The sequence below is a fragment of the Clostridium sp. JN-1 genome, assembly GCF_003718715.1.
GTDB lineage: Bacteria > Bacillota > Clostridia > Clostridiales > Clostridiaceae > Clostridium_AV.
In genome coordinates this window covers 1070985-1094228 of the sequence record NZ_CP033465.1, presented here as the reverse complement: position 1 = coordinate 1094228, position 23244 = coordinate 1070985, and the positions used below count along the sequence as shown (strand labels likewise).

At 31.5% G+C, this 23244-nt stretch carries 26 protein-coding genes; 1 reads left to right on the top strand and 25 read right to left on the bottom strand.

Features of this window, described 5'->3' with window-relative positions:
• Positions 1–103: 103 nt before the first annotated feature.
• On the top strand, positions 104–1741 hold the full coding sequence (locus EBB51_RS05365; RefSeq protein ID WP_123053518.1) for a putative manganese-dependent inorganic diphosphatase: 1638 nt from the start codon (positions 104–106) through the stop codon (positions 1739–1741).
• Positions 1742–1771: 30 nt separating this feature from the next.
• Here EBB51_RS05365 and EBB51_RS05360 read toward each other — a convergent pair whose 3' ends face one another.
• The 25 genes from EBB51_RS05360 to fliF form a co-directional block, all read right to left on the bottom strand.
• Complete coding sequence (locus tag EBB51_RS05360) at positions 1772–2086, bottom strand: hypothetical protein (protein WP_123053517.1); 315 nt, start codon at positions 2084–2086, stop codon at positions 1772–1774.
• A gap of 93 nt (positions 2087–2179) precedes the next feature.
• A complete protein-coding gene (locus tag EBB51_RS05355; RefSeq protein ID WP_123053516.1) occupies positions 2180–2968 on the bottom strand; it encodes a flagellar hook-basal body complex protein in 789 nt (262 codons plus the stop codon).
• Between the two features lie 114 nt (positions 2969–3082).
• On the bottom strand, positions 3083–3850 hold the full coding sequence (locus tag EBB51_RS05350; protein WP_123053515.1) for a flagellar hook-basal body complex protein: 768 nt from the start codon (positions 3848–3850) through the stop codon (positions 3083–3085).
• Complete coding sequence (locus EBB51_RS05345) at positions 3847–4047, bottom strand: hypothetical protein (protein WP_123053514.1); 201 nt, start codon at positions 4045–4047, stop codon at positions 3847–3849. Before EBB51_RS05345 ends, EBB51_RS05350 begins: the two co-directional genes overlap by 4 nt.
• Positions 4047–4454 (bottom strand): hypothetical protein, encoded by a 408-nt coding sequence (locus EBB51_RS05340; RefSeq protein ID WP_243103916.1) that lies wholly within the window; start codon positions 4452–4454, stop codon positions 4047–4049. Before EBB51_RS05340 ends, EBB51_RS05345 begins: the two co-directional genes overlap by 1 nt.
• Positions 4455–4478: 24 nt before the next feature.
• Positions 4479–5204, bottom strand: a complete 726-nt coding sequence (locus EBB51_RS05335) for a FliA/WhiG family RNA polymerase sigma factor (RefSeq protein WP_123053512.1) — start codon at positions 5202–5204, stop codon at positions 4479–4481.
• Positions 5205–5211: 7 nt separating this feature from the next.
• Positions 5212–5886 carry a flagellar brake domain-containing protein gene (locus EBB51_RS05330; protein ID WP_123053511.1) on the bottom strand — a complete coding sequence of 225 codons (675 nt, stop codon included), beginning with the start codon at positions 5884–5886 and terminating at the stop codon, positions 5212–5214.
• 13 nt (positions 5887–5899) lie between these two features.
• The gene (locus tag EBB51_RS05325; RefSeq protein WP_123053510.1) at positions 5900–6775 is read right to left on the bottom strand and encodes a MinD/ParA family protein; all 876 of its coding nucleotides are present in this window, start codon (positions 6773–6775) and stop codon (positions 5900–5902) included.
• Positions 6772–7932 (bottom strand): flagellar biosynthesis protein FlhF, encoded by a 1161-nt coding sequence (gene flhF / locus EBB51_RS05320; RefSeq protein ID WP_123053509.1) that lies wholly within the window; start codon positions 7930–7932, stop codon positions 6772–6774. Before flhF ends, EBB51_RS05325 begins: the two co-directional genes overlap by 4 nt.
• Positions 7933–9999, bottom strand: coding sequence for a flagellar biosynthesis protein FlhA (gene flhA / locus EBB51_RS05315; protein WP_123053508.1), 2067 nt, complete (start codon positions 9997–9999; stop codon positions 7933–7935).
• A gap of 28 nt (positions 10000–10027) precedes the next feature.
• Positions 10028–11860 (bottom strand): fused FliR family export protein/FlhB family type III secretion system protein, encoded by a 1833-nt coding sequence (locus EBB51_RS05310; RefSeq protein WP_123053507.1) that lies wholly within the window; start codon positions 11858–11860, stop codon positions 10028–10030.
• 25 nt (positions 11861–11885) lie between these two features.
• Positions 11886–12155, bottom strand: a complete 270-nt coding sequence (gene fliQ / locus EBB51_RS05305; RefSeq protein WP_123053506.1) for a flagellar biosynthesis protein FliQ — start codon at positions 12153–12155, stop codon at positions 11886–11888.
• Positions 12156–12166: 11 nt separating this feature from the next.
• A complete protein-coding gene (gene fliP, locus EBB51_RS05300; RefSeq protein ID WP_123053505.1) occupies positions 12167–12940 on the bottom strand; it encodes a flagellar type III secretion system pore protein FliP in 774 nt (257 codons plus the stop codon).
• A complete protein-coding gene (gene fliO, locus EBB51_RS05295; RefSeq protein ID WP_123053504.1) occupies positions 12933–13322 on the bottom strand; it encodes a flagellar biosynthetic protein FliO in 390 nt (129 codons plus the stop codon). Before fliO ends, fliP begins: the two co-directional genes overlap by 8 nt.
• A gap of 20 nt (positions 13323–13342) precedes the next feature.
• Entirely contained in the window at positions 13343–13858 is a 516-nt protein-coding gene (locus EBB51_RS05290; RefSeq protein WP_123053503.1) for a flagellar basal body-associated FliL family protein, read from the bottom strand.
• Positions 13859–13977: 119 nt separating this feature from the next.
• On the bottom strand, positions 13978–14172 hold the full coding sequence (locus tag EBB51_RS05285) for a flagellar FlbD family protein (RefSeq protein WP_123053502.1): 195 nt from the start codon (positions 14170–14172) through the stop codon (positions 13978–13980).
• An 87-nt stretch (positions 14173–14259) separates the two neighbouring features.
• Entirely contained in the window at positions 14260–15279 is a 1020-nt protein-coding gene (locus EBB51_RS05280) for a flagellar hook-basal body complex protein (RefSeq protein ID WP_123053501.1), read from the bottom strand.
• A 97-nt stretch (positions 15280–15376) separates the two neighbouring features.
• Positions 15377–15769, bottom strand: coding sequence for a TIGR02530 family flagellar biosynthesis protein (locus tag EBB51_RS05275; RefSeq protein WP_123053500.1), 393 nt, complete (start codon positions 15767–15769; stop codon positions 15377–15379).
• Between the two features lie 33 nt (positions 15770–15802).
• Positions 15803–16480, bottom strand: a complete 678-nt coding sequence (locus tag EBB51_RS05270; protein WP_123053499.1) for a flagellar hook capping FlgD N-terminal domain-containing protein — start codon at positions 16478–16480, stop codon at positions 15803–15805.
• A 24-nt stretch (positions 16481–16504) separates the two neighbouring features.
• Positions 16505–18082, bottom strand: a complete 1578-nt coding sequence (locus EBB51_RS05265) for a flagellar hook-length control protein FliK (RefSeq protein WP_123053498.1) — start codon at positions 18080–18082, stop codon at positions 16505–16507.
• 2 nt (positions 18083–18084) lie between these two features.
• Positions 18085–18522: a flagellar export protein FliJ gene (gene fliJ, locus EBB51_RS05260; RefSeq protein WP_123053497.1), complete on the bottom strand. Its 438-nt coding sequence runs from the start codon at positions 18520–18522 to the stop codon at positions 18085–18087.
• 29 nt (positions 18523–18551) lie between these two features.
• Complete coding sequence (gene fliI, locus EBB51_RS05255; protein ID WP_123053496.1) at positions 18552–19862, bottom strand: flagellar protein export ATPase FliI; 1311 nt, start codon at positions 19860–19862, stop codon at positions 18552–18554.
• Positions 19863–19873: 11 nt separating this feature from the next.
• Positions 19874–20641 carry a flagellar assembly protein FliH gene (locus EBB51_RS05250; protein WP_123053495.1) on the bottom strand — a complete coding sequence of 256 codons (768 nt, stop codon included), beginning with the start codon at positions 20639–20641 and terminating at the stop codon, positions 19874–19876.
• A complete protein-coding gene (gene fliG / locus EBB51_RS05245) occupies positions 20625–21641 on the bottom strand; it encodes a flagellar motor switch protein FliG (protein WP_123054987.1) in 1017 nt (338 codons plus the stop codon). The genes EBB51_RS05250 and fliG overlap by 17 nt, the downstream gene beginning before the upstream one ends.
• Before the next feature lie 6 nt (positions 21642–21647).
• A complete protein-coding gene (gene fliF / locus EBB51_RS05240) occupies positions 21648–23243 on the bottom strand; it encodes a flagellar basal-body MS-ring/collar protein FliF (RefSeq protein ID WP_123053494.1) in 1596 nt (531 codons plus the stop codon).
• Position 23244: the final 1 nt, after the last annotated feature.

Below are 23244 nucleotides of genomic sequence, written 5' to 3'. Positions count from 1 at the left end.
GAAGTTTGGCAGCATACCCCGGAGTGTAAACTAAATTTGGAATTAGAAACCCTATACATGGTTTCCAAGTAAAAACTTAACTTTTAACAGGAGGAGACATAAAATGAATGATGTAGTATATATAACAGGTCATAGAAATCCTGATACGGATTCTATTTGTTCTGCTATATCTTATTCAGAATTAAAAAATAAAATGGGTATGAATGCAGTTCCTATTCGTTTAGGTGATGTAAGCAGAGAAACTCAATTCGTACTCGATTACTTTGGAGTTAAAGCTCCAAAGTTAGTAAAAACAGTTAAATCTCAAATAGCTGACTTAGATTTTGATAGTGTATCTCCTATTTGTCCAGATACATCATTAAAAACAGCTTGGTCATTGATTAGAAAAAACAATGTAAAAACGTTACCTGTAGTAGATGATGAGGATAGGCTAATAGGACTTGCCTCTCAATCAAATATAACCTCATGTTATATGGATATATGGGACAATAATGTCATAAACAAGAGCGGCACTAAACTTGAAAATATTGTAGATACACTTTCTGCTAAATGCATATATGCACCAAGTGACGATGTAAAATTTGCAGGAAAAGTTGTAGTTGCTGCCATGATGCCTGAAAGTGCTAAAGAGGTTATAGAAGAAGGTGACATCATAATTTGTGGTGACAGAGACGATGCTCAAGATGTAGCAGTTGACTCTAAAGCTTCTCTTATAATTATAGCTGGTAACCACAGTGTAAATGAAAAAATTCTTAATAAATGCAAAGAGTCTAATTGCACTATAATTGTAACACCATATGATACTTTTACTGCCTCAAGACTTATAACTCAAAGTATACCAGTAAGTTACATAATGACTAAAGAAAATCTATTGGTATTCAAAACTGATGACTTTACTGAAGATGTAAGACAGGAAATGCTTAAAACAAGGTATAGAAGTTATCCAGTAGTAAATTCACAAAATAAAATTGTAGGAAGTATTTCAAGATATCATTTAATATCTCAAAAGAAGAAAAAGGTTATACTAGTTGATCATAATGAAAAGACTCAATCAGTTCATGGGTTAGATGATGCTGACATACTTGAAATTATAGATCATCATAGAATAGCTGATATTCAAACATCATCCCCTATATATTTTAGAAATGAGCCAGTAGGATGCAGTGCTACAATAATTGCATCAATGTTTTTTGAAAATGGCATAAGACCTTCGAAAAAAGTTGCCGGTCTCCTAAGTGCGGCAATTATTTCAGATACACTATTATTTAAATCTCCTACTTCAACTAATACTGATAAACATATATTGAAGAGATTGGCAAACATAGCTGACATATATCCTGAAGATTTCGCAAAACAGATGTTTAAAGCAGGTTCTTCTCTAGATGGAAAGACACCTGATGAAATATTAAATCAAGACTTCAAGGAATTTATCTTAAGTGGAACAAAAGTAGGAGTTTCCCAAATTTCAACCATGGATACTGATGGATTTGAAACAATAAGACATGATATAATAGAACTTATGGAAAATAGATGTGCTAATGAAAAGTTTGACTTAATGGTATTAATGCTTACAAATATACTTGATGGAGGCTCAGAATTAATTGCAGCCGGTGAAAAAGCAGATGTAGTTGAAAAAGCATTTAACATTAACTTAGAAAATAATAGTGCCTATGTTCCTGGAATATTGTCTAGGAAAAAACAAGTTATACCACCACTAACAAGTACATTAGCTAAAGACTAAAAAAACTGCCTACTTTAGGCAGTTCCTTTTTTAATCTTCTATATCACTCGCATCTACTGTTCTCATTTTCATATCATTCATTTCATCTGCCGACATTGCACGGCACGTTTTACTTTTTTTACCTGACGCTGGCATTTGCATCATAGGACATGCCGGCATCATCATAGGACACATACCTTGACCTTGCATCATAGGGCACCACATACCTTGGCCCTGCATCATAGGACACATCATACCCTGACTATCATAATGCATACCATCCATCATCATAGGACACATTGAACCTTTCTTATTCATCATTTGCATCATAGGGCACATTCTTAAATCATCTCTGTCCCTTCTCATAAAATATAATCCTCCTGAAATAAAATTCTAACAATATAAATATATGCAAACACTTCTGAAATATCACAGAAGGATTATATAATTCAATATTAATTACTTAGATTTCATATTATTTACAAGCTGCCACATTTCATCTGCAGTTTGAACTCCTTTTGAATTAATTTCAAAAGCCCTTTGAGCTGAAATCAAATCAGTCATTTCAGCAGCTAAATCTACATTTGAACCTTCCAGAGCACCTTGACGTATTTTAGCATTTGATGGAATTACTTGAGCTCCAGGTATAGGTTGGTATAAGTTGTTTCCTATTGATCTAAAGGCAGTTTGACCTATAGGCATATATAAATTTATTTTTCCATATAAGTAAGTAGTATCATTATTGTTTAAATATACTTCACCATTTTCACCTACTTTAAAATTATCTGGTCTTAAGAAAGTGCCTGAATTTCTAAGACTAGTACCTTCAGGTGATAACCCCATATCCAGCCTATTTCCATTCTTATCTACAACAGTTCCTGCAGCGTCTATATTAAAATCTCCTGCCCTTTCATATGCCTTTGTTCCATTTGGCAGTGTAACTCTAAAATATCCATCTCCGTCTATTGCAAGATCAGTATTAATTCCAGTTTGCTTCAAGCTTCCCTCCGATGTATCTCTTATCCACTCTGCAGCCTTAACACCTGTGCCATTTATAGGTTCTTTAGGGCTATTTCCACTATTAGGATAACCTGTTCTATTCAATGTTTCATAAACTAAATCTTCAAAACCAACATTCTCTCTTTTATAACCTGCTGTACTTGAATTTGCAAGATTGTTAGATATAACATTAAGTTTTTCCTGTTCAGCATTCATAGCACTTTTACTATTCCATAAAATTCTTAGCATCAGTCATCCGCTGCCAAAACCTTATAAAACCCTATATTTACATACTTTTATAGAATTTATTAAAGATTCCACAGCAGTTCACCTCCTCCATATCTCAATTTTTAATCCATATAACTATCTTACACTTCCAACTTGATTTACAACTTTATCTAATGTTTCATCCGTTGATTGTACTATTTTTTGATTTGTTTCAAAAGTTCTCATAGTTGTAATCATGTCCACCATTTCATTTACGGTATTTACATTAGAGCTTTCAAGGCTATTTTGTCTAACTGTAATGTTAGCTGCATGCGGATTATTTCCCTGGTAAAGGTTATCACCTATCTTTTGAAGGTTATTATAATTATCAAAATCAACTGCAGCAAATCTATCTTGTCCAACAACATTATTATTTGAATCCAATAGTTTAACACTGCCTTGAGGATCACATACTATTTTATTGTTTCCAACAAACAGCCTCTGATTTTGCTGAAATGAAACATAATCTCCGCTGTCTGTAACTAAATATCCTTCTTGATTTACATGAAAATGTCCATCTCTAGTATAATAATTTTGTCCATTTCTATTTACAGTAAAAAATCCTCTTCCATCTATTGCAAAGTCAGTAGGCTTTCCAGTAGATTGTATAGTGCCTGAAGTAAAATCGGTATTTACAGAATCAACTTTGCTGCCATTATTTAAATAACCAATTGTATTTCTTACATTTTGACCGCCAACAACTTTGTCATAATTTTGCATAAGCATATTTTCAAAACTTCGTACAGCTAGATTGTCTTTTTTAAATCCAACTGTATTTACATTAGCTAAATTATTAGTTATAACATCTTGTTTAGCTTCCTGAGTAATCATTCCAGAGACTGCCGTATAAAGACCTCTTATCATTTGCTCACTCCCTTATCATTAATAACTTTAACTTCCTCGGGATATATCATTCCCATGCCCCTCGCCTTGTCTTCAATTTGGGTTTTACTCATTTGATAATTAACTTTAGTACCTATCATTATAAAAGTAGCCATAATAATTCCTATGCCAATTCCTATAAGTAATTTTCTATCGCTTAAGAAATCTATTAATAACATTATTTTGCGTATAATTCTTTTACTAATAATACTTCCCCCTTACCCATATCTAACTCTTGGCATATACTATCAATAGACATACCTGAATTCAATAACCTTTTTATTTCATTTACTTTTACACCATTTGAAGAAACACTATCTTCTTTATGTATATTACAATCTATATTTTTATGATTTTCATCTTTGTTTTCTTTAAGTTTAATTTTTAATTGCTCTATTTCCTTTTGAAGTTCCAATATTGTATTGGAAAACTCCTCCCTTAACTTGGTTATCTCAATTTCGTAATCTTTAACATTATCTTGTCTATTATTTAAAATACCATCAAAAGACTTTTTTTGATTATTGATAGCCCTAACATTAAGCACTATAAGCAAACTTCCTATAATTATAAGAATAACGGCATTCATACTAATCCTCCTTTACTAAACTCTTTAAATGTATTTAAGTTTCTCCATCATCTTTTTAAGATGAAAAATAGATCTACTATGCAGCTGGCACACCCTAGACTCCGATACACTTAAAACTTTTCCTATTTCTTTAAGAGTTAATCCTTCATAATAGTAAAGTGAAAGGACAAGCTTATCCTTTTCGCATAGCATGTCCAAAGCTTTAGTCAAATATTCTACTTTTTCCTTTTCTTCTATAAATTTTTCAGGGCTTGGACTTTTATTATCTTGTATAGTTTCCATACGTGTAACATCATATTTTTCCGAAAAAATCAAATCTTCTAGTGACACAACAGATATATAATTTATATAATTTTCAATTTGCATCATTTCTTTTATGGATATATTTAACTCTTTAGCTATTTCCATGTATGATGGCTCTCTACCTAAGAATTTTTGAAGTTTTTCTATAGCACAATTATATCTATTTAATTTATCCATGGCGCCTTTTGATATAGGGCTATTTCTCCTTATTTCATCTATCATAGATCCCTTTATTCTTATGGATGCATAGGTAGAAAACTTCATTCCTCTGCTCTCATCAAATTTATTTATTGCATCCATAAGTCCTACCATTCCGCAGCTTACCAAATCCTCATATTCTATATATTTAGTTTTGCCTATTATAACTCTTGAAGCAATGTATTTGACTAAAGGTATATATTTTTTTACCAGTTCTTCTCTTACGCACAAATCTCCTGCTAATGCCATATAAAACCTATTCCTCCCTTGCTCCATTTTTCATCTGATCCCTCATGGTTCTAAAGACCATTCTTATTACATGTTCCCGTGTTACTTTATCTAAATCTATAAAATTAACCCCGCATATAATTTTAGGATTTTTTTTGTCATTTTCTATTCTAACTATTTTAGACTTTAAAACAAAGTTTTTCGTTTGAAATGGGACCTCTATCATTAAAATACTTCCATATCGCAGATTTTTTTCCAAAGATCTATCAAAAGCTATCCTCATTCCTCCACCACTCATATCAAGTGTATATCCCTCAAATATTTTGACTTGATTATCATTTATATTTTGCATATATTTTTCATTATTTATAAATATACAGCGTACATTTATCATTACATTTACTCTTACAAAATTTCTTCTTTGAATAGTCTTGAATTGATAAGGTTTTTGGATTAATATCATTTGTATGTTTTCTACTTTTCTTCCAATTACTCTTGTCTCAAATCCATATATGTCTTTATTACAATAGTATAATACGTTAATTTTTTCATTTCCCCTCAAAGGTAGATATTCACCATTATTTACGGGTATGCTTATTCCTATAGAATCATCTGTAACGTCCTGAATATTGCTCTTATATGTTTTATTTTCAACTTGTATTTCTATCTTACTATTAACAATAAAATCCACTTTTCTTTTCATTTAAATCTACCCCTTATGAAAAAATATTAAATAACTTTTTAAATAACCCTTGTAAAGATGCACCTTTTTTATATTCATTAGATCCCATAATTATATTTGCTATACTTTTTAAATCAATTGATACATTTGCATTTGGGTACTTTATTAAAAATGGCTGCTGACTTCTCACAGCTTGAACAAGTTTTTTATCATCACTCATACTTCCTAAATAAACAAGATTTATATTTAGAAACTTTTTAACTACAGTACTGAATTTATCATAAGTATGTTTCCCTTCTTCTTTATTTACTGTCCTATTTACAATAAGCTTGGCAGTATCCTTTAATTTAAAGTAATTTACTGCTTTAAGTAAACTATATGCATCTGTAATCGATGTTGGCTCCGGCGTAGTAACAACCACGAGCTCTTCACAGCAGGCTATAAAAGCAAGTACGTTTCTATTTATTCCAGCTCCTGTATCTATTAATATATAATCAACATCTTCTAAACTTGACAGTTTATCTATAAACTTTTTTCTCTGTTCATGTGTTACTTCTTCAAATCTGGATACACCCATCCCTGCTGGAAGTAATTTTACACCAAATTGAGTTTCTGTAACAACTTCATCTATTGTTTTATCATTAAATATTATATCATATACATTATATTTGGGCAAAAATCCCATGAGTACATCATCATTCCCCATTCCCATATCAGCATCAAATATAAGTACCTTTTTCTTACTTTTTTGAAGACATATTGCTAAGTTTACTACAAAATTGCTTTTGCCAACTCCTCCTTTACCAGATGTGATAGTTATAATTCTAGGCGATGAAGGTTCTTTTATTTTATTATTATTATCTACCTTCTTTTTAACAAGCTCTCTCAATCTTTCTGCTTGATCTATCATAGTGTATCCTCTCCTAGTACTAAACTTGCTAATTCTTTTGAACTCATTAATCTTATGTCATCTGGTACATTTTGTCCTGTAGTTACAAAACTTATTGGTTTGCCTGTTTTATTACATATGTTTAATATCGATCCATATGTTGACGTTTCATCCAGCTTTGTAATTATTACATTATTATAATTTAAACATCTATAACCATTTGCTATGATATCAATATCTCTATTTTTAGTTGTACAGCTTATTACAAGGTGTACACTATTTACATTTACTTTTTCCATAAAAGCTCTGAGTTCAGATATCTGCATAACATTTTTACTACTTCTACCTGTAGTGTCTATTAAAATAACATCACAATCTTCCATACTCTTTACAGCAGCTTCCATTTCCTTTATTGTAAAAACTACCTTAAAAGGTATATTCATAATATCAGCATAAGTCTTGAGTTGTTCAACTGCACCTATTCTATAGGTATCTATTGTCAATAGCCCTACTTTCTTTTTTTCAATTAGTGCCAGTCTTCCAGATAATTTTGCAATCGTAGTAGTTTTTCCAACGCCCGTAGGACCTACTAATATAACAACATCTTGTAATACATTATCTGCAACCTTTATACTGCTTTTCACTATATCTTTTAATTTTTCCTGTTCAGTTCTATCATCTTTAATTGAATTTACACTATTTACTATATCTTCTGCAATATTTTCATCGATATCAATATTCTCCAAATTTATTTGAAGTTCACTTTTTGTACCTTTAAGGGATATATGCATCATTTCATCGAGCATTCCCCTCATTTCATGCATTTCTTTTATAAGCCCATCATCATTTTTACTGTCTACTTTATCAATTACCTTATTTCTGGAGGGCTTACTTACCTCAGTGGAAGGCTTACTTCCCTCAACCGTATTATTGATTACACGTCTTATAGCATTAATACTATTTTGAACATTTATATTACTGTCTCTTTTGCTTGATGTACTATTATCACTATTTATTGCTGCAGTAACTTCAACACCTTTTTTAGAAAATAGCCCAAATAAGCCTCCTTTTCTTCTCACTCTCCTCTGACTTATTATAATTGCATCTTTCCCTAGTTCATATTTTATTCTATTAAGTGCTTCACCCATATTGCTTGCTATGTATCTTTTTATTATCATTTATATCGAAACCACCCCTTCGGTTTTTATTTTTACATCATTTGGTATTTCATTAAGCGACAGTACATTAACTGCCGGAAAAACCATCTCTATTAATTTTCTAAAAGCCGGTCTTATCTTAGGTGATACCATAACTATAGGTTGATTTTCATAAAAATATGATGAATCAAGCGTATTTTTCAATGAGTTCAATATCTTTGAGGTAGTATCTGGATCTATTGCTGGAAAAGAACCCTGCATAGATTTTTGTATGTTATTTCCTATAAGATTTTCTATTGCAGAATCCAATGTAACTACGGTTATTTTCCTGTCTTCATCTATAAATGGATTACAAATGCTCCTTCCAAGTGCAAATCTCACATATTCAGTTAAAGTTTCTATATCTTTTGTCATTCTTGAATTATCTGCAAGTGATTCCATTATTGTAACCATGTCCTTTATAGGAACTCTTTCCCGCAGCAAATTTTGAAGTACTTTTTGTAATTCTCCTATAGTTAAAAGATCTGGTATGAGTTCTTCTACAACTGCACTGTATTTTTCCTTAACTGAATCAACTATAAGCTTAACTTCTTGTCTTCCAAGTAATTCATAAGAATGATTCTTTATAGTTTCAGTTAAATGTGTAACCATAACAGTAGTAGGATCTACAACCGTAAGTCCTTTTATTTCAGCTTCTTCTCTTTGATCATTATTTATCCACACAGCTGGCAGTCCAAAGGATGGTTCCTCTGTCTTAATACCCTGCATTTCAACCTTACTATTTGTAGGATCCATGCAAAGTAACATGTTTGGCATAAGTTCACCTTTTGCCATCACCGTTCCCCTTATTTTAATAACATATTCATTTGTCTTTAGTTGAAGGTTATCTCTTATTCTAATAGGTTGTACAATTATACCCATTTCTATAGCACACTGGCGCCTTACAGAAGTTATTCTCTGAAGTAAGTCACCTCCTGAAGCTTCATCAGCTAATGGAATTAATCCATAACCTATTTCTACCTCCATAGGCTCAACTGATATTAAATTCATCACATTTTCAGGTTCCTTACTTTCAGTTTCAGTTATCTGCTGCTGTTCAACTTCAACTTGCTGCATTTTCTGTTCTTTCTCATCCTTATATAAAAGGTAAGCTGCAGCAGCGCAGCATACTGATAAAACTAAAAATGAAAAGTGCGGAAGACCTGGTATAATAGCTAAAAAGAGCAGCACCGCTGAAGTTATAGCTATAACCTTAGGAAAACCTGTAAGCTGTCTAAAAGCCATATTTCCAAAGTTTTCATTACTTCCCGAACGTGTAACAAGTATACCCGATGCTGTAGATATCAGAAGTGCTGGTAATTGGCTTACAAGACCATCACCTATCGTGAGCTTTGTATAAGTTTGTGCTGCAGTAGCTATATCCATATTCTTCATCAAAACTCCAGCGATAATTCCTGCTATTATATTTATAAGAGTAATTATAAGAGAAGCTATTACATCTCCTTTTACAAATTTAGAAGCACCATCCATTGCTCCGTAAAAATCTGCTTCTTGTTGAAGCTTTGATCTTTTTTCCCTGGCACCTCTTTCATCAATCAATCCTGAATTCAAATCCGCATCTATGCTCATCTGTTTACCCGGCATAGCATCAAGTGCAAATCTTGCAGAAACTTCTGCAACTCTAGTAGCACCGCTAGTAATTACTACAAATTGTATAATAATTATAATTAAGAATATGATTATTCCAACTAAATAATTGCCTCCAACAACAAAACTGCCAAAAGCATTAATTACTTCTCCTGCATAAGCATCTTTTAATATTAGTCTTGTAGAAGACACATTAAGTGACAATCTAAAAAGAGTAGTAACCAGCAATAAAGTTGGAAATACTGAAAACTCTAGTACTTCTGTAGTAAACATAGTTAAAAGAATTATGACTATGGATGTTGCCATATTAAATGCTATAAATATATCAAGAAGTTTTGCAGGCATTGGTATTATAATCATTAAAATTACCAGTATTACCACAAAGGCCATTATTACATCTGCATTGTCCTTTATATTAAATTTTCTTTTGCTGCCCAAAATACCACCCCTGTTTTAATTAAATAATAAGTTATTTATTTTTGTTTGTACTATATACTAATGCTATAATTTCCGCTACAGATTGATACATTTCCATAGGTATTTCCCTATCTAATTCTACCTCTGAATATATAAGTCTTGCTAAAGGTTTATTTTCAACTATAGGAACGTCATTTTTCTTAGCTACTTCCTTTATTCTAAGTGCAACCATATCTGCTCCCTTTGCTACAACTATAGGTGCATTATTTTGACCCTTTTCATACTTTAAAGCTACTGCAATATGCGTAGGGTTAGTTACAACTACAGTTGCCTTAGGTATCTCCTGCATCATCCTCCTGGTTGCCATTTCCCTCTGTTTTTGTCTTATCTTTCCCTTTATTTGAGGATCTCCTTCATCTTGTTTAAATTCTTCCTTTACTTCCTGCTTTGTCATTTTTAAATCCTTGTTGTATTGATATCTTTGAAAAATATAATCAATTATGGATATTGCAATCATAATCAAAGTTATTCTAAAAAATATGCTGACAGTAAGTTTACCAGCAGCCTCTAATACAGCTGCAGGATTGAGGTTACCTAATGTCAATATGTATGTATAATTATCCTTAATAAAATTAAATCCTATAATCCCTATAACCAAAACTATAGCTATATCTTTCAAAAGTTCCATAAGTGATCTCATCGAAAACATTCTCTTAAAACCATTTATAGGATTTAACTTTGAAAAATCCGGTTTTAAAGGTTGAGTTGTAAAAAGTGCTCCTGTCTGTATGAAGTTAGCCAAAATTCCCATTGCCATAATTGGAATGGCAATTGGTAAAAAAACTACTGCAATCCTCCATACCGTTATAAAAGTAACTTTTTTCACACTATCATAACTTAAAGATTGAGTTAGATAATTATTTAAAAATGTAATCATAGTTTCCTTTAAGTTGTTTCCGGCAGCTCCGCCAAAAATAATTAAAGTTAAAGTACAAGCAAGCAATGTTAGTGCTAATCCAAGTTCCTTACTTTTTGCTACTTGTCCTTTTTTCCTTGTTTCACTCTTTTTATGCGGTGTTGCCTCCTCTGTTTTATCATCGGATGCAAATATTAAAATGAGCGGCATAGTTTTATAAAAACCTTTTAATGCATCTTGTACTCCATAAAACGAATTTTCTATAAGATTTAAAATCATTGGAAGGGCAAAACAAATAGCTGTAAATCCAATCAATATTTTCATAGGAAGTCCAAGAATCATTACATTTAACTGCGGAACTGTCCTTGCTATAAGTCCCATAGTTAAATCTGATATAAAAAGTATGAGTACAATAGGTATTGCTATTCTAAGTCCTATGCTAAAGAATTCAATAAAAGCTTTTATTATAAAACTTATTGAATTTTGTGTTAACATAAATTGTCCCAGCTTTATGACATCAAAACTATTTATAAGTGCCTTGATAAGCATATGATGTCCATCAACAGCAAAGAAAAGCACCATACTAAACCAGTAAAATAAATGTTCTATTAAAGTTGTATTGCTGTTTGAATTTGGATCATATTGAGTCATCATTGAAAATCCTATTTGGATATCTATGACGCTTCCTGCAAACCTTACAGCCATAAAACAAAGGTTAACTATAAATCCTAAAGTAAATCCTGCTGCTGCTTCATTTGCACAATTAATAATAAGAAGCATACTGCTATTTATATTACTAATTCCAGTATAATTAATACCTGGTATTAAAATATATGCCATTACAAGTGCAATTCCAACCTTCGTTATATTAGGTAATCCATTTGGAAAAAATATAGGAACTGCTGCAAAAAAACAAAATAATCTAATACTTATCAAAATAAGTGCTGTGAAATATAGTGTGTCAATCAAAGTATTCACCTATTCCTTACTATAATCATTGCGTTATATGAGCTATATAACCGAAAATTCTCTCCGTAAAAGCAACAACTTGATGCAGCATCCAGCTTCCTGTAACAACTCCTACAAAGGCTATTGCTATGAGTTTAGGCACAAAAGTCAGTGTCTGCTCTTGTATTTGTGTAGTTGCCTGAAATATACTTATAATAAGGCCTACTAATATGGATACCAATAATATTGGTGCAGCTACAATAAGTCCTGTTTGTATTGCATCTTTCATAATGCCCATTATCATATTTTCACTCATTTTATTTCACCTCATTGAAAACTTACAATTAAAGATTTTACAAGTAGATACCATCCATCTACCATTACAAATAGCAAAAGCTTAAATGGCAGTGATATCATAGAAGGCGGCAGCATGAACATACCCATTGACATCAAGACACTTGCTACCACTAAATCTATTATCATAAAAGGTATATAAAGCAAAAATCCTATTTGGAATGCAGTCTTGAGTTCACTTATCATATAAGCGGGAATAACTATGTATAGTGGAGCATTATCTTTAGTAACCTTATAGTTTAAATGTGCCTGGTCTACAAATAATTGAAAGTCCTTTTTATATGTAGTTTTAAGCATAAATTCTCTAAGTGGTTTTGCTCCTGCATCTACTGCTTGTTCTTCTGTTATCTGATTATTTAAATATGGTTGTATTGCATTTTTATTAATTTTAGTGTAAACAGGCGACATTATAAAAATAGTTAAAAATAATGCCAGTCCTATTAAAACTTGATTAGGTGGAGATTGCTGAGTACCTATTGCATTTCTCAAAAATCCAAAAACAACTATAATTCTTACAAAGCACGTCATCATCATTATAAAAGATGGTAAAAGCGTTAGTACTGTAAGAACTATAAGCAATTTTATACTTGAAACATACTGCTGTGGTGTACCTGAATTGTCAATAGACATGTTTACGTTTGGAACAGTCAAACTCTGCGGTGCAGCATGTACATTTATTGAAGCAAATGCCGATATACACAATATTGCTAAAATTACTATAAAAATTTTACTACTTTTCTTATTCATTCTTATCTTCCTTTTTTAATCTAGTAAGTTTACCTTTTAAAAAATTCTTTAATCCCATCTTTTCACAAAAATCTTCTAAACTCTTATACTGCGGTATTACTTTATTATTTTCTAATTTAATTACTTCTTCTTCACTCAATTCTGAAATAATTTTCATATCTTTATTTGTAGAAGCCATTACATATGCTTTTTCTCCTAACTTAACCACGAATAAACTATTTGTCTTAGATACATTTGTTCTCTCTAAAATCTTTATATATTTACCATTTTGAATATTTTGCAGCTTATTTCCGCCGTACTTTATCGATATATACACGAGTAAAAGTATAAACGGCAGGAAAATTATTATTTTTAAAAACATCCATAAGAACTGCAAATCCATGCGTATTCTCCATTCTCAATTTATTGAACTAAAACATTGCTGAAATAAACATTATTTATCTGTCCCTTTTGCAAAAGAGGATTTATCTTCTGTATCAATTCAGCTTTTATGGCTTCAAGACCTTTATCCGATATATCTGAAGCTTTTTTAGTTCTGAGTGTACTTATTATTGCATCTCTTATCATAGGCTTTTTTTCTTCCAATTCTGAATCCAATTTTTTAGAATCATATCCTAGAAAAACTGTAATTTTTAAATACCTTTTTGAATCTTCATCAGCTAAATTCACTAAAATATCATCTAATCCATATGTCTTAGCTGAAACAATTTGTTGATTTGCAGTTTGGACAGTTTGTCCGTTTTGCACTACTTGAGTTTGTGGAACCTGCTGCTTATTTACTGCATTTTGTGATGCACCTCCCTTACCTTTTAAAAACGAGGTATATCCAAGATAAACTCCAACAGCTACAACAAGTAATAGTACAGCAACTACAATTATTAATTTACCTTTTCCTTTTTTTTTAGCTTTACTTTCCATAACTATATACTCCTTTTTTATTCACTAAAAAGATTTATATATTTTTTGCATTTTAAATAATAAAAATTTATCTATTTAATAACTTAAATTATATTTAAGTTTTATATTCAAAATATATATTATTTTATATACTGCGTAAATATTTTTCTCTTGTATTCTAAAACCTTATTTATTATTTCATCAACGGGCTCCTTCACTAGATACTTTTTTCCATTTGTTAGTACTATCAAACTTTCTGGAATCTGTTCCAATCTTTCTATATTATCAGCATTTATAACAAATTCTTTACTATCAAGTCCAGTAACTTTTATCATAATAATCCCCCAATTTAAATCAAAATTAGCAATTGAAAATTCAGGATAGCTGTTCCCAAATTTTCAATTACACACTGCATTATTTAATTATCTCTTTAAATTTACTAAGGTTTCAAGTATTGAATCATCAGTTGTTATAATTTTTCCATTAGCTTCAAATGATCTGCTTGCAATTATCATATCAGTAAATTCTGAAGCCAAATCAACATTTGATGCCTCGAGCTTATTTGATAGAATATTTCCATATAAGCTGCTATTTACATCAGCTTCTTCAGCACCTTCTCTGTTTCTAAGTACAGCATCTCCTGAATTTGGAGAAGTACTATAAGTGTTATTTCCCAATTTATTAAGCCCCTGCTCATTACTAAAAGAAACTTCCGCAAGCTGACCTAATACTACAGTTCCTTTACTGCAAGTAGCTGTTATAAAGCCATTTGTTTCTATTGATATTTGAGTAACTGGATACGGCTGGTCATCTATAGAAAGAGAGTTTGGAATAACCATAGGTACTAAAGCTTCTCCTTTCATATTAGCTGTTCCCCCATTTTCAACTGCAACTGTATGTTGAACTTTTGGATCCTTAGAATAAGTTATTTTAGCATTATCGTTTGGATATCCATAAATTCTAAGTCCTGATGCAGTACGCAAATTCCCCTGTGAATCCAATCCAAAAGAACCATCTCTTGTATAGCTTACATCAACTTTATTTGGATCCATTAAATGTGCAGCTTCATCTGGCTGTTCTATAGTTCCAGAATCCGTACTGCCACTTTCCTCAGGTAATACTCCTGAACCAACTACAAAGTACCCCTTTCCACCTATAGCACAATCTAGGGGATTATTAGTTGGCTGTAAATCTCCTCTACTAATATCTGTGTCTATACCTCCGATTTGAACACCCAATCCTACTTGCTGTTCATTAACACCGCCAGCAGTGCCATTTGCTGCACTGCCTCCTGCAATAGTTTGGCTCATAACATCTTCATAATTAACTCTCTGGCTCTTAAATGCAGTAGTTGAAGAATTGGCTATGTTATTTCCTACAACATCCAATTTTCTCTGATTAACCTTAAGTCCGCTAACTGCCGAATACATTGATGGTAGCATTATTTATACCTCCAAATTTTTAAATTACTAATTTTCTCTATAAAGTTGCTCTGCTTCTATCATTCCACAAAGCTGGGCTTCCAAAGTGGTCCTGCCCTTACAAAATAACTGCACTATCAATATTAGTAAATACATTTTCCTTACTGTCTTGACTATCCACAGCAGTTATTATAGTCCTATTTTTTATAGAAGTTACAAGTGCAGTATTTCTATACAATATTACTGCTTGTTTGCATCCTTTAGCTTCTGCCTTGTTTATACCTTCATTTATATTTTTCATATCATTTTCATTAAAATTTATATTTCTCTCCTTAAGTCTGCAAGCTGCATGATTGGATATTACAAAGCCACTTTTTTTATTGACTTTTTCATTTAATATATCATCAAAAGTACTGCTTTTTGATTCTTGTTTTTGAACTTTGGAACTTTTGTCATAAGCTTGAAAATCCAAAGCCATATGAACTTTTCCATCGATAACTCTATATCCCATGAAATCACTCTTTCCGCAGCTTAACTTAAACTATTACTCATTACTTACTGATGTAATATCATCAACTGGAAACTCTTTAGTTTGACCTGCACTTATTTCAACATTGACTTTTATCTTATCTCCATCCTTTGATATGTTCTTTATCTTTCCAGTATAATTATTATTGTTATTGTCAATATCACTTAAAGTAACAATCTTACCAATTAGAGCAGCTGCATTTAAAAGATTCATACTCATATTTGCAGAATTATTTACATCGTTTGACTGTTTAACTTCATACACATCGTTTAAATCAAATTGCCTAACATCATCCTCAAGCTTTCCATCAGCATCTTTTTTCTGTCCAACTACTACATCCATTTCTACGTTGTCTCCATCTTTTATTACATCTAACACTTTTCCACTATACAGCTGTCCATTTTGATTAAATTTAGAAAGTACCACTGTCTTACCAATAAGCGAATTAGCACCTGTCATCTTCATAGTTGAATTTAAATTCGCCATTTGCTGAAGTGCTGAAAATTGTGCCATTTGGGTTACATATTCAGTACCATCTTTTGCATTTTGAGGATCTTGGTTTTGAAGTTCTGAAGCTAATATCTTTAAAAAAAGATTTTCATCTACATTATTTTTGTTTTTACTCGCTGTAGATATTTGATTTAGCTTATCATTTATAGTAGTATTATTATCCACCGCATTTACTGCTGTCATAATTTCACCTCCTAATAAATTACACTATGCAAGCATATTTACATTACTATCAATACTACTTGAGCTGTCTAAAGTATCATCATTACTTCCATTTGTTCTATCTGTAAAATGCTTTTGATCTTTATTTGAGCCTTGTCCACTATTTTCTTGGCTGTTTGATCCATCTTTAAAGAATGTTGTATCTTCATTATATATACCAAGTGAAACATTTTGAATTTTTATATCATTATTTTGTAACTTATTTGTTATATTTGCAATATTTGAATTCAAAAGATTATAAGCATCTTTGGTACTTGCTGTTATATTTGCCTTCATTTCCCCTGCTTCCATAGTAAGGTTAATTGTAACTTCACCTAATTCCTTTGGATTTATTTTTACAGTCAAATTCTTTACATTATTTGATTCCATATATTTTAGTGCTTTTATTATGTCATTGTTTAAGTTAGCCTTATTTATAGTAATATTATTTCCATTTACGGCTGTATCCAAATTATTGACTGTATTATTAAATTGATTCATAAAGTTAGTAACCTTTGATATACCACTGCTTTTATCATCTTTATTTGTAAGCAAATTCAAAAAGCTTTCATCTTTGGTACTTTGATTGTTAGTTAAGTTCTCATCTTTATTTAAATTAGAATTATTAGAATCTAAATTATCCGCCGAAGAATAAGTTTCAACAGCTGTTTTATCTAAACCTTGATCCTGCTTTAACAAATTAACTAAATTGTTTAAAACATCACTGTTATTTACCTTTTGATTTTTTACATCTTTTGCTGCATCATTTAATAGTGAAATCAACTCTTGTTTAACTTTAGGAAGCATAGAATTAAATTTTGACTCATCCATATTTCCACTAAGTAAATTTAATATTTGAGACTCAACATTTTTTGTAACTAACACCTTAAATGCAGGATCATTAGTATTAGAACAATTTGCTTGTACAGCTTTTTGAACATTATCCTTGAAATTATCCAAAAGCTGTGTGATCTTATCATTAGAATTTTGACCAGATAAGCCTTTCAAAAGATCATTAATTTGATTTTTTAAGTCAGCTATAATGTTATCTGAAACACTTTGAATATTAGCTTGGTTAGATGATGTCATAAAAAGCATAAGTAATTTATTCACTGCAGAATTATTTAATAAACTTCCACTTAATAACTTTTGAAGATTATCTGAATCTAAAAGTTTCTTTTCTATTAAACTTTTTAAATCATCTAAAGATTTAATATTATTTATTTCCTTGTCAGATGCACCTATACTCTTTAAAGCTTTCTTAGTTTCTTTTGAAAGCTTAACTTTTTTATCATCGCTGGAACTATTTGAATTTGATTTATCATCATTTACTTTGCTGATATTAGATCCATCATCATCATTTAACTTATTACTCTTAAGTTTATCATTGGTTTTATCATCATTTTTTAGTTTAACTTTATTGGAGTTTGAGTCGTGTACATTATTATTTACCTTTGACATAAAATCATCAAAACTTTTATTAGAATTTGAGCATCCACTTGCAGTCTTTATATTATTTCCTATATTTGAATTAAAGCCATTTGTCATTTGAGAAATAGAGTTTGAAATATCAATCTTCATCATTTTCACCTCCTTCCAAGGTTTCTTATATATCCATATAGGGCAAATTCATCATTCATTTTTTGCTCGGTTAACTTTTGTTTAATATCAAATGCCTTTTGTCCTTTTTCTTTTAGTATTTCAACTGTCTTTCTTTCAATTTGCTTTTGTTTTAAATTACTTCTCTTCTCTTCCAAATTTTTTTCCTTTTTTTTAAGTTCATCATTGGTATTGTTTATTATGTAATTGATATTGTTTAAATATAAATATTTCATTTTTCTCTCTATGGAGGTTTCGCTTCCAGTTATCTCACTATATTTTTTATAATTTTCCTCGAGAGAATTTAGCTTTTCTTCAACCTTCAATTTTTCAAGCTGCGCCTCTTTAAATATTCTCTTACTTTCTTCTTCCATATCAACCCTTATATCCAGGAGCTTTTGTAATTTAAATTTGTATCCCCTCATAAGTTACCTCCAAGCCCTTAAAGTTAGGATTAGCCATTAAAAATGTTTATTAAACTTTTTATGCTGTCATCAAATGAAACGTGCTCATTAGTGCCCTGCTTTAAATAATCTATAATCTTGTCATAGTATTGTATTGCAGTATCTACTTTTTTATTGCTGCCTTTAACATAAGCACCTATATTTATCAAATCCTCTGAATTCTTATAAGTTGCAAGTAAATCCCTCGCAAGCGAAGCTGCATTTTTATGATCTTCACTTGCTACTTCTGACATAAGCCTGCTTATGCTATTTAATACATCTATTGCCGGGTAATGATTTTTACCTGCTAAACTTCTAGATAATATAATATGTCCATCTAATATACCTCTAACAGCATCCGCTATTGGCTCATTAAAATCATCACCATCTACCAAAACTGTGTAAAATGCAGTTATAGATCCCTTATCTGACATACCTGCCCTTTCCATAAGTCTTGGAAGTTTTGCAAACACTGAAGGCGTATATCCTTTAGTTGCAGGCGGCTCCCCAATTGCAAGTCCAACTTCTCTTTGAGCCATAGCAAACCTTGTAACAGAATCCATCATCAGTATTACTTTTTTGCCCTTATCCCTAAAGTATTCTGCAATAGCTGTAGCTGTAAAAGCACCTGTCAACCTGACAAGTGCCGGCTTATCAGACGTTGCGCATACTATTATGGTCTTTTTCATTCCATCTTCTCCGATATCTTTTTCTATGAAGTCCTTAACTTCTCTTCCTCTTTCGCCTATCAGAGCTATTACATTTACATCTGCTTCTGCATATCTTGCTATCATTCCTAAAGTTGTACTTTTACCGACACCGCTTCCTGCAAATATACCAATTCTCTGTCCTTCTCCGCATGTCAAGAATCCATCTATTGCCCTTACACCAGTTGGAATTATATCCTGTATTCTTCTTCTTTTTAACGGATCCGGCGGCTCTTTATCCATAGGATACAGCTCGCCGTATTCTATCTTTTCATCATTAAATGGATTTCCAAGTCCATCTAATACTTTACCAAATAATTCATCAGAACACCTTACACTTAGTGGTTTTCCTTCTGGAACTACTCTGCATCCTGGTGATATGCCAGTGAGTTCTCCAAGAGGCATTAATATGACCTTGTCCTCTTTGAATCCAACAGCTTCACATGGAATTGCATCATTTTGTTCATTGTATATTGTACAAACTTCCCCAACAAAAGACTTTATTCCTTCTACTTCTATTGTAAGTCCTATAACTTTTCTTACAATACCTTCAGAATATAGAAAATTGATCTTATTTAATTTTTTACTTATGCTGCTAAAATCTATATTAATCACAATTAAACCTTCTAATCTTCATTTTTAAAAAGTTCTTTTATCTTTTGGACGGCAATGTCAACTCCAAATTTTACTTTTCCATTATCTCTTTCTATAATTACAGATCCATCTTCAATTGATTCATCTGGTATTATAAATATATCTCCATTAAAGGGGATTTGATCCTTCCACAAATCTATCTTATCTTTAAATTCGTCACAGTATACCTTTTTGCTTTTAATTATAAATACTTTAGCATTTTTAACTTGAGATAGTGCCTCAAAAACGACATTATCCAGCGAAGCTTTATCCTTTACTTCCTGCTTTAAAATACTTTCGATGCAATCTACTATAAGATTTCTTATAATTTTCTCTTTCTCTTTAAGATAGCTGTCCTTTTGTTCTACAGCAGACTTTAACACATTATCGGCATTATTTTTTATGACTTCAGCTTCCTTTAAAGCTTTATCTACATTCTTTTTATAACCTTCCTCATAAGCTTTACTATAGGCATCATCATAACCTTTTTTTTGTCCATTGTTATAACCTTTTTCATATGCTTTTTTCTGTATAACATGAGCTTCGCTGTAAGCATTTGAAAGTAACTTATCTGCTTTCTCTCTAGCATTTTCAACCATAGTCTTCGCCAAATTTTCATAATTATCAATGAAAAGTTTAGCATTATCTTCTGATAGTTTAATTTGCTTTAATTTAGGCTTACCTTCAAATTCAGTAACTATTTCTTTATATCCATCACTAACCACATTTGAATTTTTAATAATCTTATACGATGATTGCATCCTCGCCACCTCTTGATATTACTATCTCTCCTGCTTCGTCCAATCTCCTTATTATACTTACAATCTTCTGCTGTGACTTTTCAACATCTATAAGTCTAACAGGTCCTAAAAATTCTATATCTTCTTTAAGTGCTGCAGATGCTCTCTTAGATTGGTTTCTATAAATACAATTTGCAACTTCTTCCGAGCATCCTTTAAGCGCAAGTGAAAGTTCTTTATTATCAACTTCTCGAAGTACTCTTTGAATTGAAACATCATCAAGTGTAACAATATCTTCGAATACAAACATGGATTCTTTTACCTTTTCTGCTAACTCAGCATCTTCCTTCTCCAATCCCTCTGTAATATTCTTTTCTGTAGTCCTATCAACTTGATTTAAGATGTCTACTATAGTTTGAACTCCTCCAATGATCTTATTATCTGATTTAACAACAGATGACAATTTGTCATCAAGTACTTTTTCAATTTCTTTAACAACTACAGTAGATGTATTACTCATTGTTGCTATTCTAAATGCTACCTCTGCTTGCAAATCCTCTGGCAAAGCCGACATTATTTGGGCAGACTTATCTGCTTGTAAATAGCATAATATAAGTGCAATAGTTTGTGGATGCTCATCTGAAATTAAATTTAAAAGCTGATGGGCATCTGCCTTTCTAGCTATGGCAAAAGGTCTAAACTGTTGAGTAGCTTCTGTAACCTTATCCAAAATTTCCATAGCTTTTTGAGTTCCTAGTGCCTTGGATAATACATTTCTAGCATACTCAATACCGCCTTCTACCAAATAGTCTTTTGCTTTGTTCATTTGTATAAATTCTTCGAAAATTTCCTGTTTTTCCTCTGCCTTAACAGATGTTATATTGGCTATTTCATAGGTTATTTTTTGTATTTCTGAATCTGGTAACTTTTTTATTATATTTGCTGCTGTTTCAGGTCCAAGAGTTATAAACAATATGGCTGCTTTTTGGACTCCTGTCATTTTTTGATTTTCTTTAGCCATCATCTATCACCTCTCATCCTCTGCCAGCCATGATTTTATTACATCTGCTACTTGATCCGGCTTTTCTTTTGCATATTTCTTTATTTCATTTTCCAGATGAGTTTGCTCATTTTCTTCTTCAAATTCAACTGGCTTAAATTTAGGCTGCTGTCCAGTCATATCAGCTTCATCATCACCTATAACTGTATCAATTGATTGAGTTTGACCAAATTCATCGTCAAATGCATCTTCTTCTTCCATTCTATTCTTTCTCATCCATAAGAATATACCAACTGCTGCTGCTATAATTACAGCTGCTATAATACCAATTATAGTATATAACTTATTTTTTTGTGCTTGCTCGGTAGCTTTATTCATATCGTCTAAATCTTTTTTAGCTTTATCCTTGAGTGTTGTATCAAATGGTATACCTTCAACACTTATAGTATCTCCTCTTTTATCATCATAACCTATAGTTGAAACTGCAAGATTTTTTATAGCTGTCTTTGTAGCATCATCTACATTACCATCTAATGCTACAGAAGCTGTAAGTCTTTTTACAGAACCAGGTGCTTTTATAGTTTTTTGTTCTACCTTTGATACATCATAATTTTTAGTACTTTCTTCATTAGTAGATACACTATTTCCATTATTAGCTGCTGCAGAATTAGTCATATTATTATCTACAGGGCTGTTAGAAGCTCCTGAGCTTCCAGAATTAGAAGTACTTTTCTTATTATTTTCACTTACAACTACACTTTTAGGATCATAAGTTACTGCGTCCTGCTGAACAGCATCAAAGTCTAAATCTGCATTTACAGTAACCTTTACTTTATCTTTACCATAAACACTCTCAAGCATATCTTTAAGTCTCTTTTGCAAATCCTGTTCATATTGCTTTTTCAACTGCTGCTGCTTGTCTGCTGATGTAGTTGACTGATTTCCATCTTTTTTATCAGTATATAAGTCATTGGAAAGTAAATTCATATTGGCATCCATAACTTGTACATTTTGAGGCGGTATATTTTTAACTGCTCCAGATATCAATGCCACTACAGCTTTAACTTGATCCGGCGTTAAGCTTTGACCCTGCTTGACTTTCAAAGTTACAGACGCCGTTCCCGGCTCAGTATCTTTTACAAAAGCAGTATCATCTGGAATAACCAAATGAACCCTTGCATCTTCAATCTCTGAAAAACTCTTAATAGTTCTTTCAAGTTCTCCTTGAAGCGCCCTTTGATAATTTATTTTCAATTCTGCATCTGTAGAACCAAATTTACTTTTATCTAATAGTTCAAAGCCCTGACTTCCATTAGTCATCTGTACCTCGGACAAAACTTGCATTCTAACTTTATCAACTTGATCCTTTGGTACTAATATAGAATTTCCTTTAACCTTTGCATCAACTTTATCAGCTTGAAGCTGTTTATACACAGCAGCAGAATCAGTAGAATTCATATTTGAAAATAATACCTCATATTTTGTAGAACCTAAGGATATACCTGCAAATATAAGAGCTGCTATTACTCCTGCAAAAATTACACCAAAAGCTATCTTTTTTCTTCTGCTTAATTCTTTCCACTTCCCTATTAAATTCCTAAAAAATTGTGATAGCTTGCTCATT

Bases quoted from the DNA above. Each gene is read 5' to 3' on its own strand.
- EBB51_RS05345 (WP_123053514.1), bottom strand. From the start codon at position 4,047: ATGTTATTAATAGATTTCTTAAGCGATAGAAAATTACTTATAGGAATT.
- EBB51_RS05335 (WP_123053512.1), bottom strand. From the start codon at position 5,204: ATGGCATTAGCAGGAGATTTGTGCGTAAGAGAAGAACTGGTAAAAAAA.
- EBB51_RS05340 (WP_243103916.1), bottom strand. From the start codon at position 4,454: ATGAATGCCGTTATTCTTATAATTATAGGAAGTTTGCTTATAGTGCTT.
- fliF (WP_123053494.1), bottom strand. From the start codon at position 23,243: ATGAGCAAGCTATCACAATTTTTTAGGAATTTAATAGGGAAGTGGAAA.
- EBB51_RS05290 (WP_123053503.1), bottom strand. From the start codon at position 13,858: ATGGAAAGTAAAGCTAAAAAAAAAGGAAAAGGTAAATTAATAATTGTA.
- EBB51_RS05275 (WP_123053500.1), bottom strand. From the start codon at position 15,769: ATGGGATATAGAGTTATCGATGGAAAAGTTCATATGGCTTTGGATTTT.
- EBB51_RS05250 (WP_123053495.1), bottom strand. From the start codon at position 20,641: ATGCAATCATCGTATAAGATTATTAAAAATTCAAATGTGGTTAGTGAT.
- EBB51_RS05265 (WP_123053498.1), bottom strand. From the start codon at position 18,082: ATGATGAAGATTGATATTTCAAACTCTATTTCTCAAATGACAAATGGC.
- fliJ (WP_123053497.1), bottom strand. From the start codon at position 18,522: ATGAGGGGATACAAATTTAAATTACAAAAGCTCCTGGATATAAGGGTT.
- EBB51_RS05280 (WP_123053501.1), bottom strand. From the start codon at position 15,279: ATGCTACCATCAATGTATTCGGCAGTTAGCGGACTTAAGGTTAATCAG.
- EBB51_RS05325 (WP_123053510.1), bottom strand. From the start codon at position 6,775: ATGATAGATCAAGCAGAAAGATTGAGAGAGCTTGTTAAAAAGAAGGTA.
- fliP (WP_123053505.1), bottom strand. From the start codon at position 12,940: ATGAATAAGAAAAGTAGTAAAATTTTTATAGTAATTTTAGCAATATTG.
- fliO (WP_123053504.1), bottom strand. From the start codon at position 13,322: ATGGATTTGCAGTTCTTATGGATGTTTTTAAAAATAATAATTTTCCTG.
- fliQ (WP_123053506.1), bottom strand. From the start codon at position 12,155: ATGAGTGAAAATATGATAATGGGCATTATGAAAGATGCAATACAAACA.
- EBB51_RS05285 (WP_123053502.1), bottom strand. From the start codon at position 14,172: ATGATAAAAGTTACTGGACTTGATAGTAAAGAATTTGTTATAAATGCT.
- EBB51_RS05355 (WP_123053516.1), bottom strand. From the start codon at position 2,968: ATGCTAAGAATTTTATGGAATAGTAAAAGTGCTATGAATGCTGAACAG.
- EBB51_RS05350 (WP_123053515.1), bottom strand. From the start codon at position 3,850: ATGATAAGAGGTCTTTATACGGCAGTCTCTGGAATGATTACTCAGGAA.
- fliG (WP_123054987.1), bottom strand. From the start codon at position 21,641: ATGGCTAAAGAAAATCAAAAAATGACAGGAGTCCAAAAAGCAGCCATA.
- EBB51_RS05365 (WP_123053518.1), top strand. From the start codon at position 104: ATGAATGATGTAGTATATATAACAGGTCATAGAAATCCTGATACGGAT.
- EBB51_RS05360 (WP_123053517.1), bottom strand. From the start codon at position 2,086: ATGAGAAGGGACAGAGATGATTTAAGAATGTGCCCTATGATGCAAATG.
- EBB51_RS05330 (WP_123053511.1), bottom strand. From the start codon at position 5,886: ATGAAAAGAAAAGTGGATTTTATTGTTAATAGTAAGATAGAAATACAA.
- flhF (WP_123053509.1), bottom strand. From the start codon at position 7,932: ATGATAATAAAAAGATACATAGCAAGCAATATGGGTGAAGCACTTAAT.
- EBB51_RS05270 (WP_123053499.1), bottom strand. From the start codon at position 16,480: ATGACAGCAGTAAATGCGGTGGATAATAATACTACTATAAATGATAAG.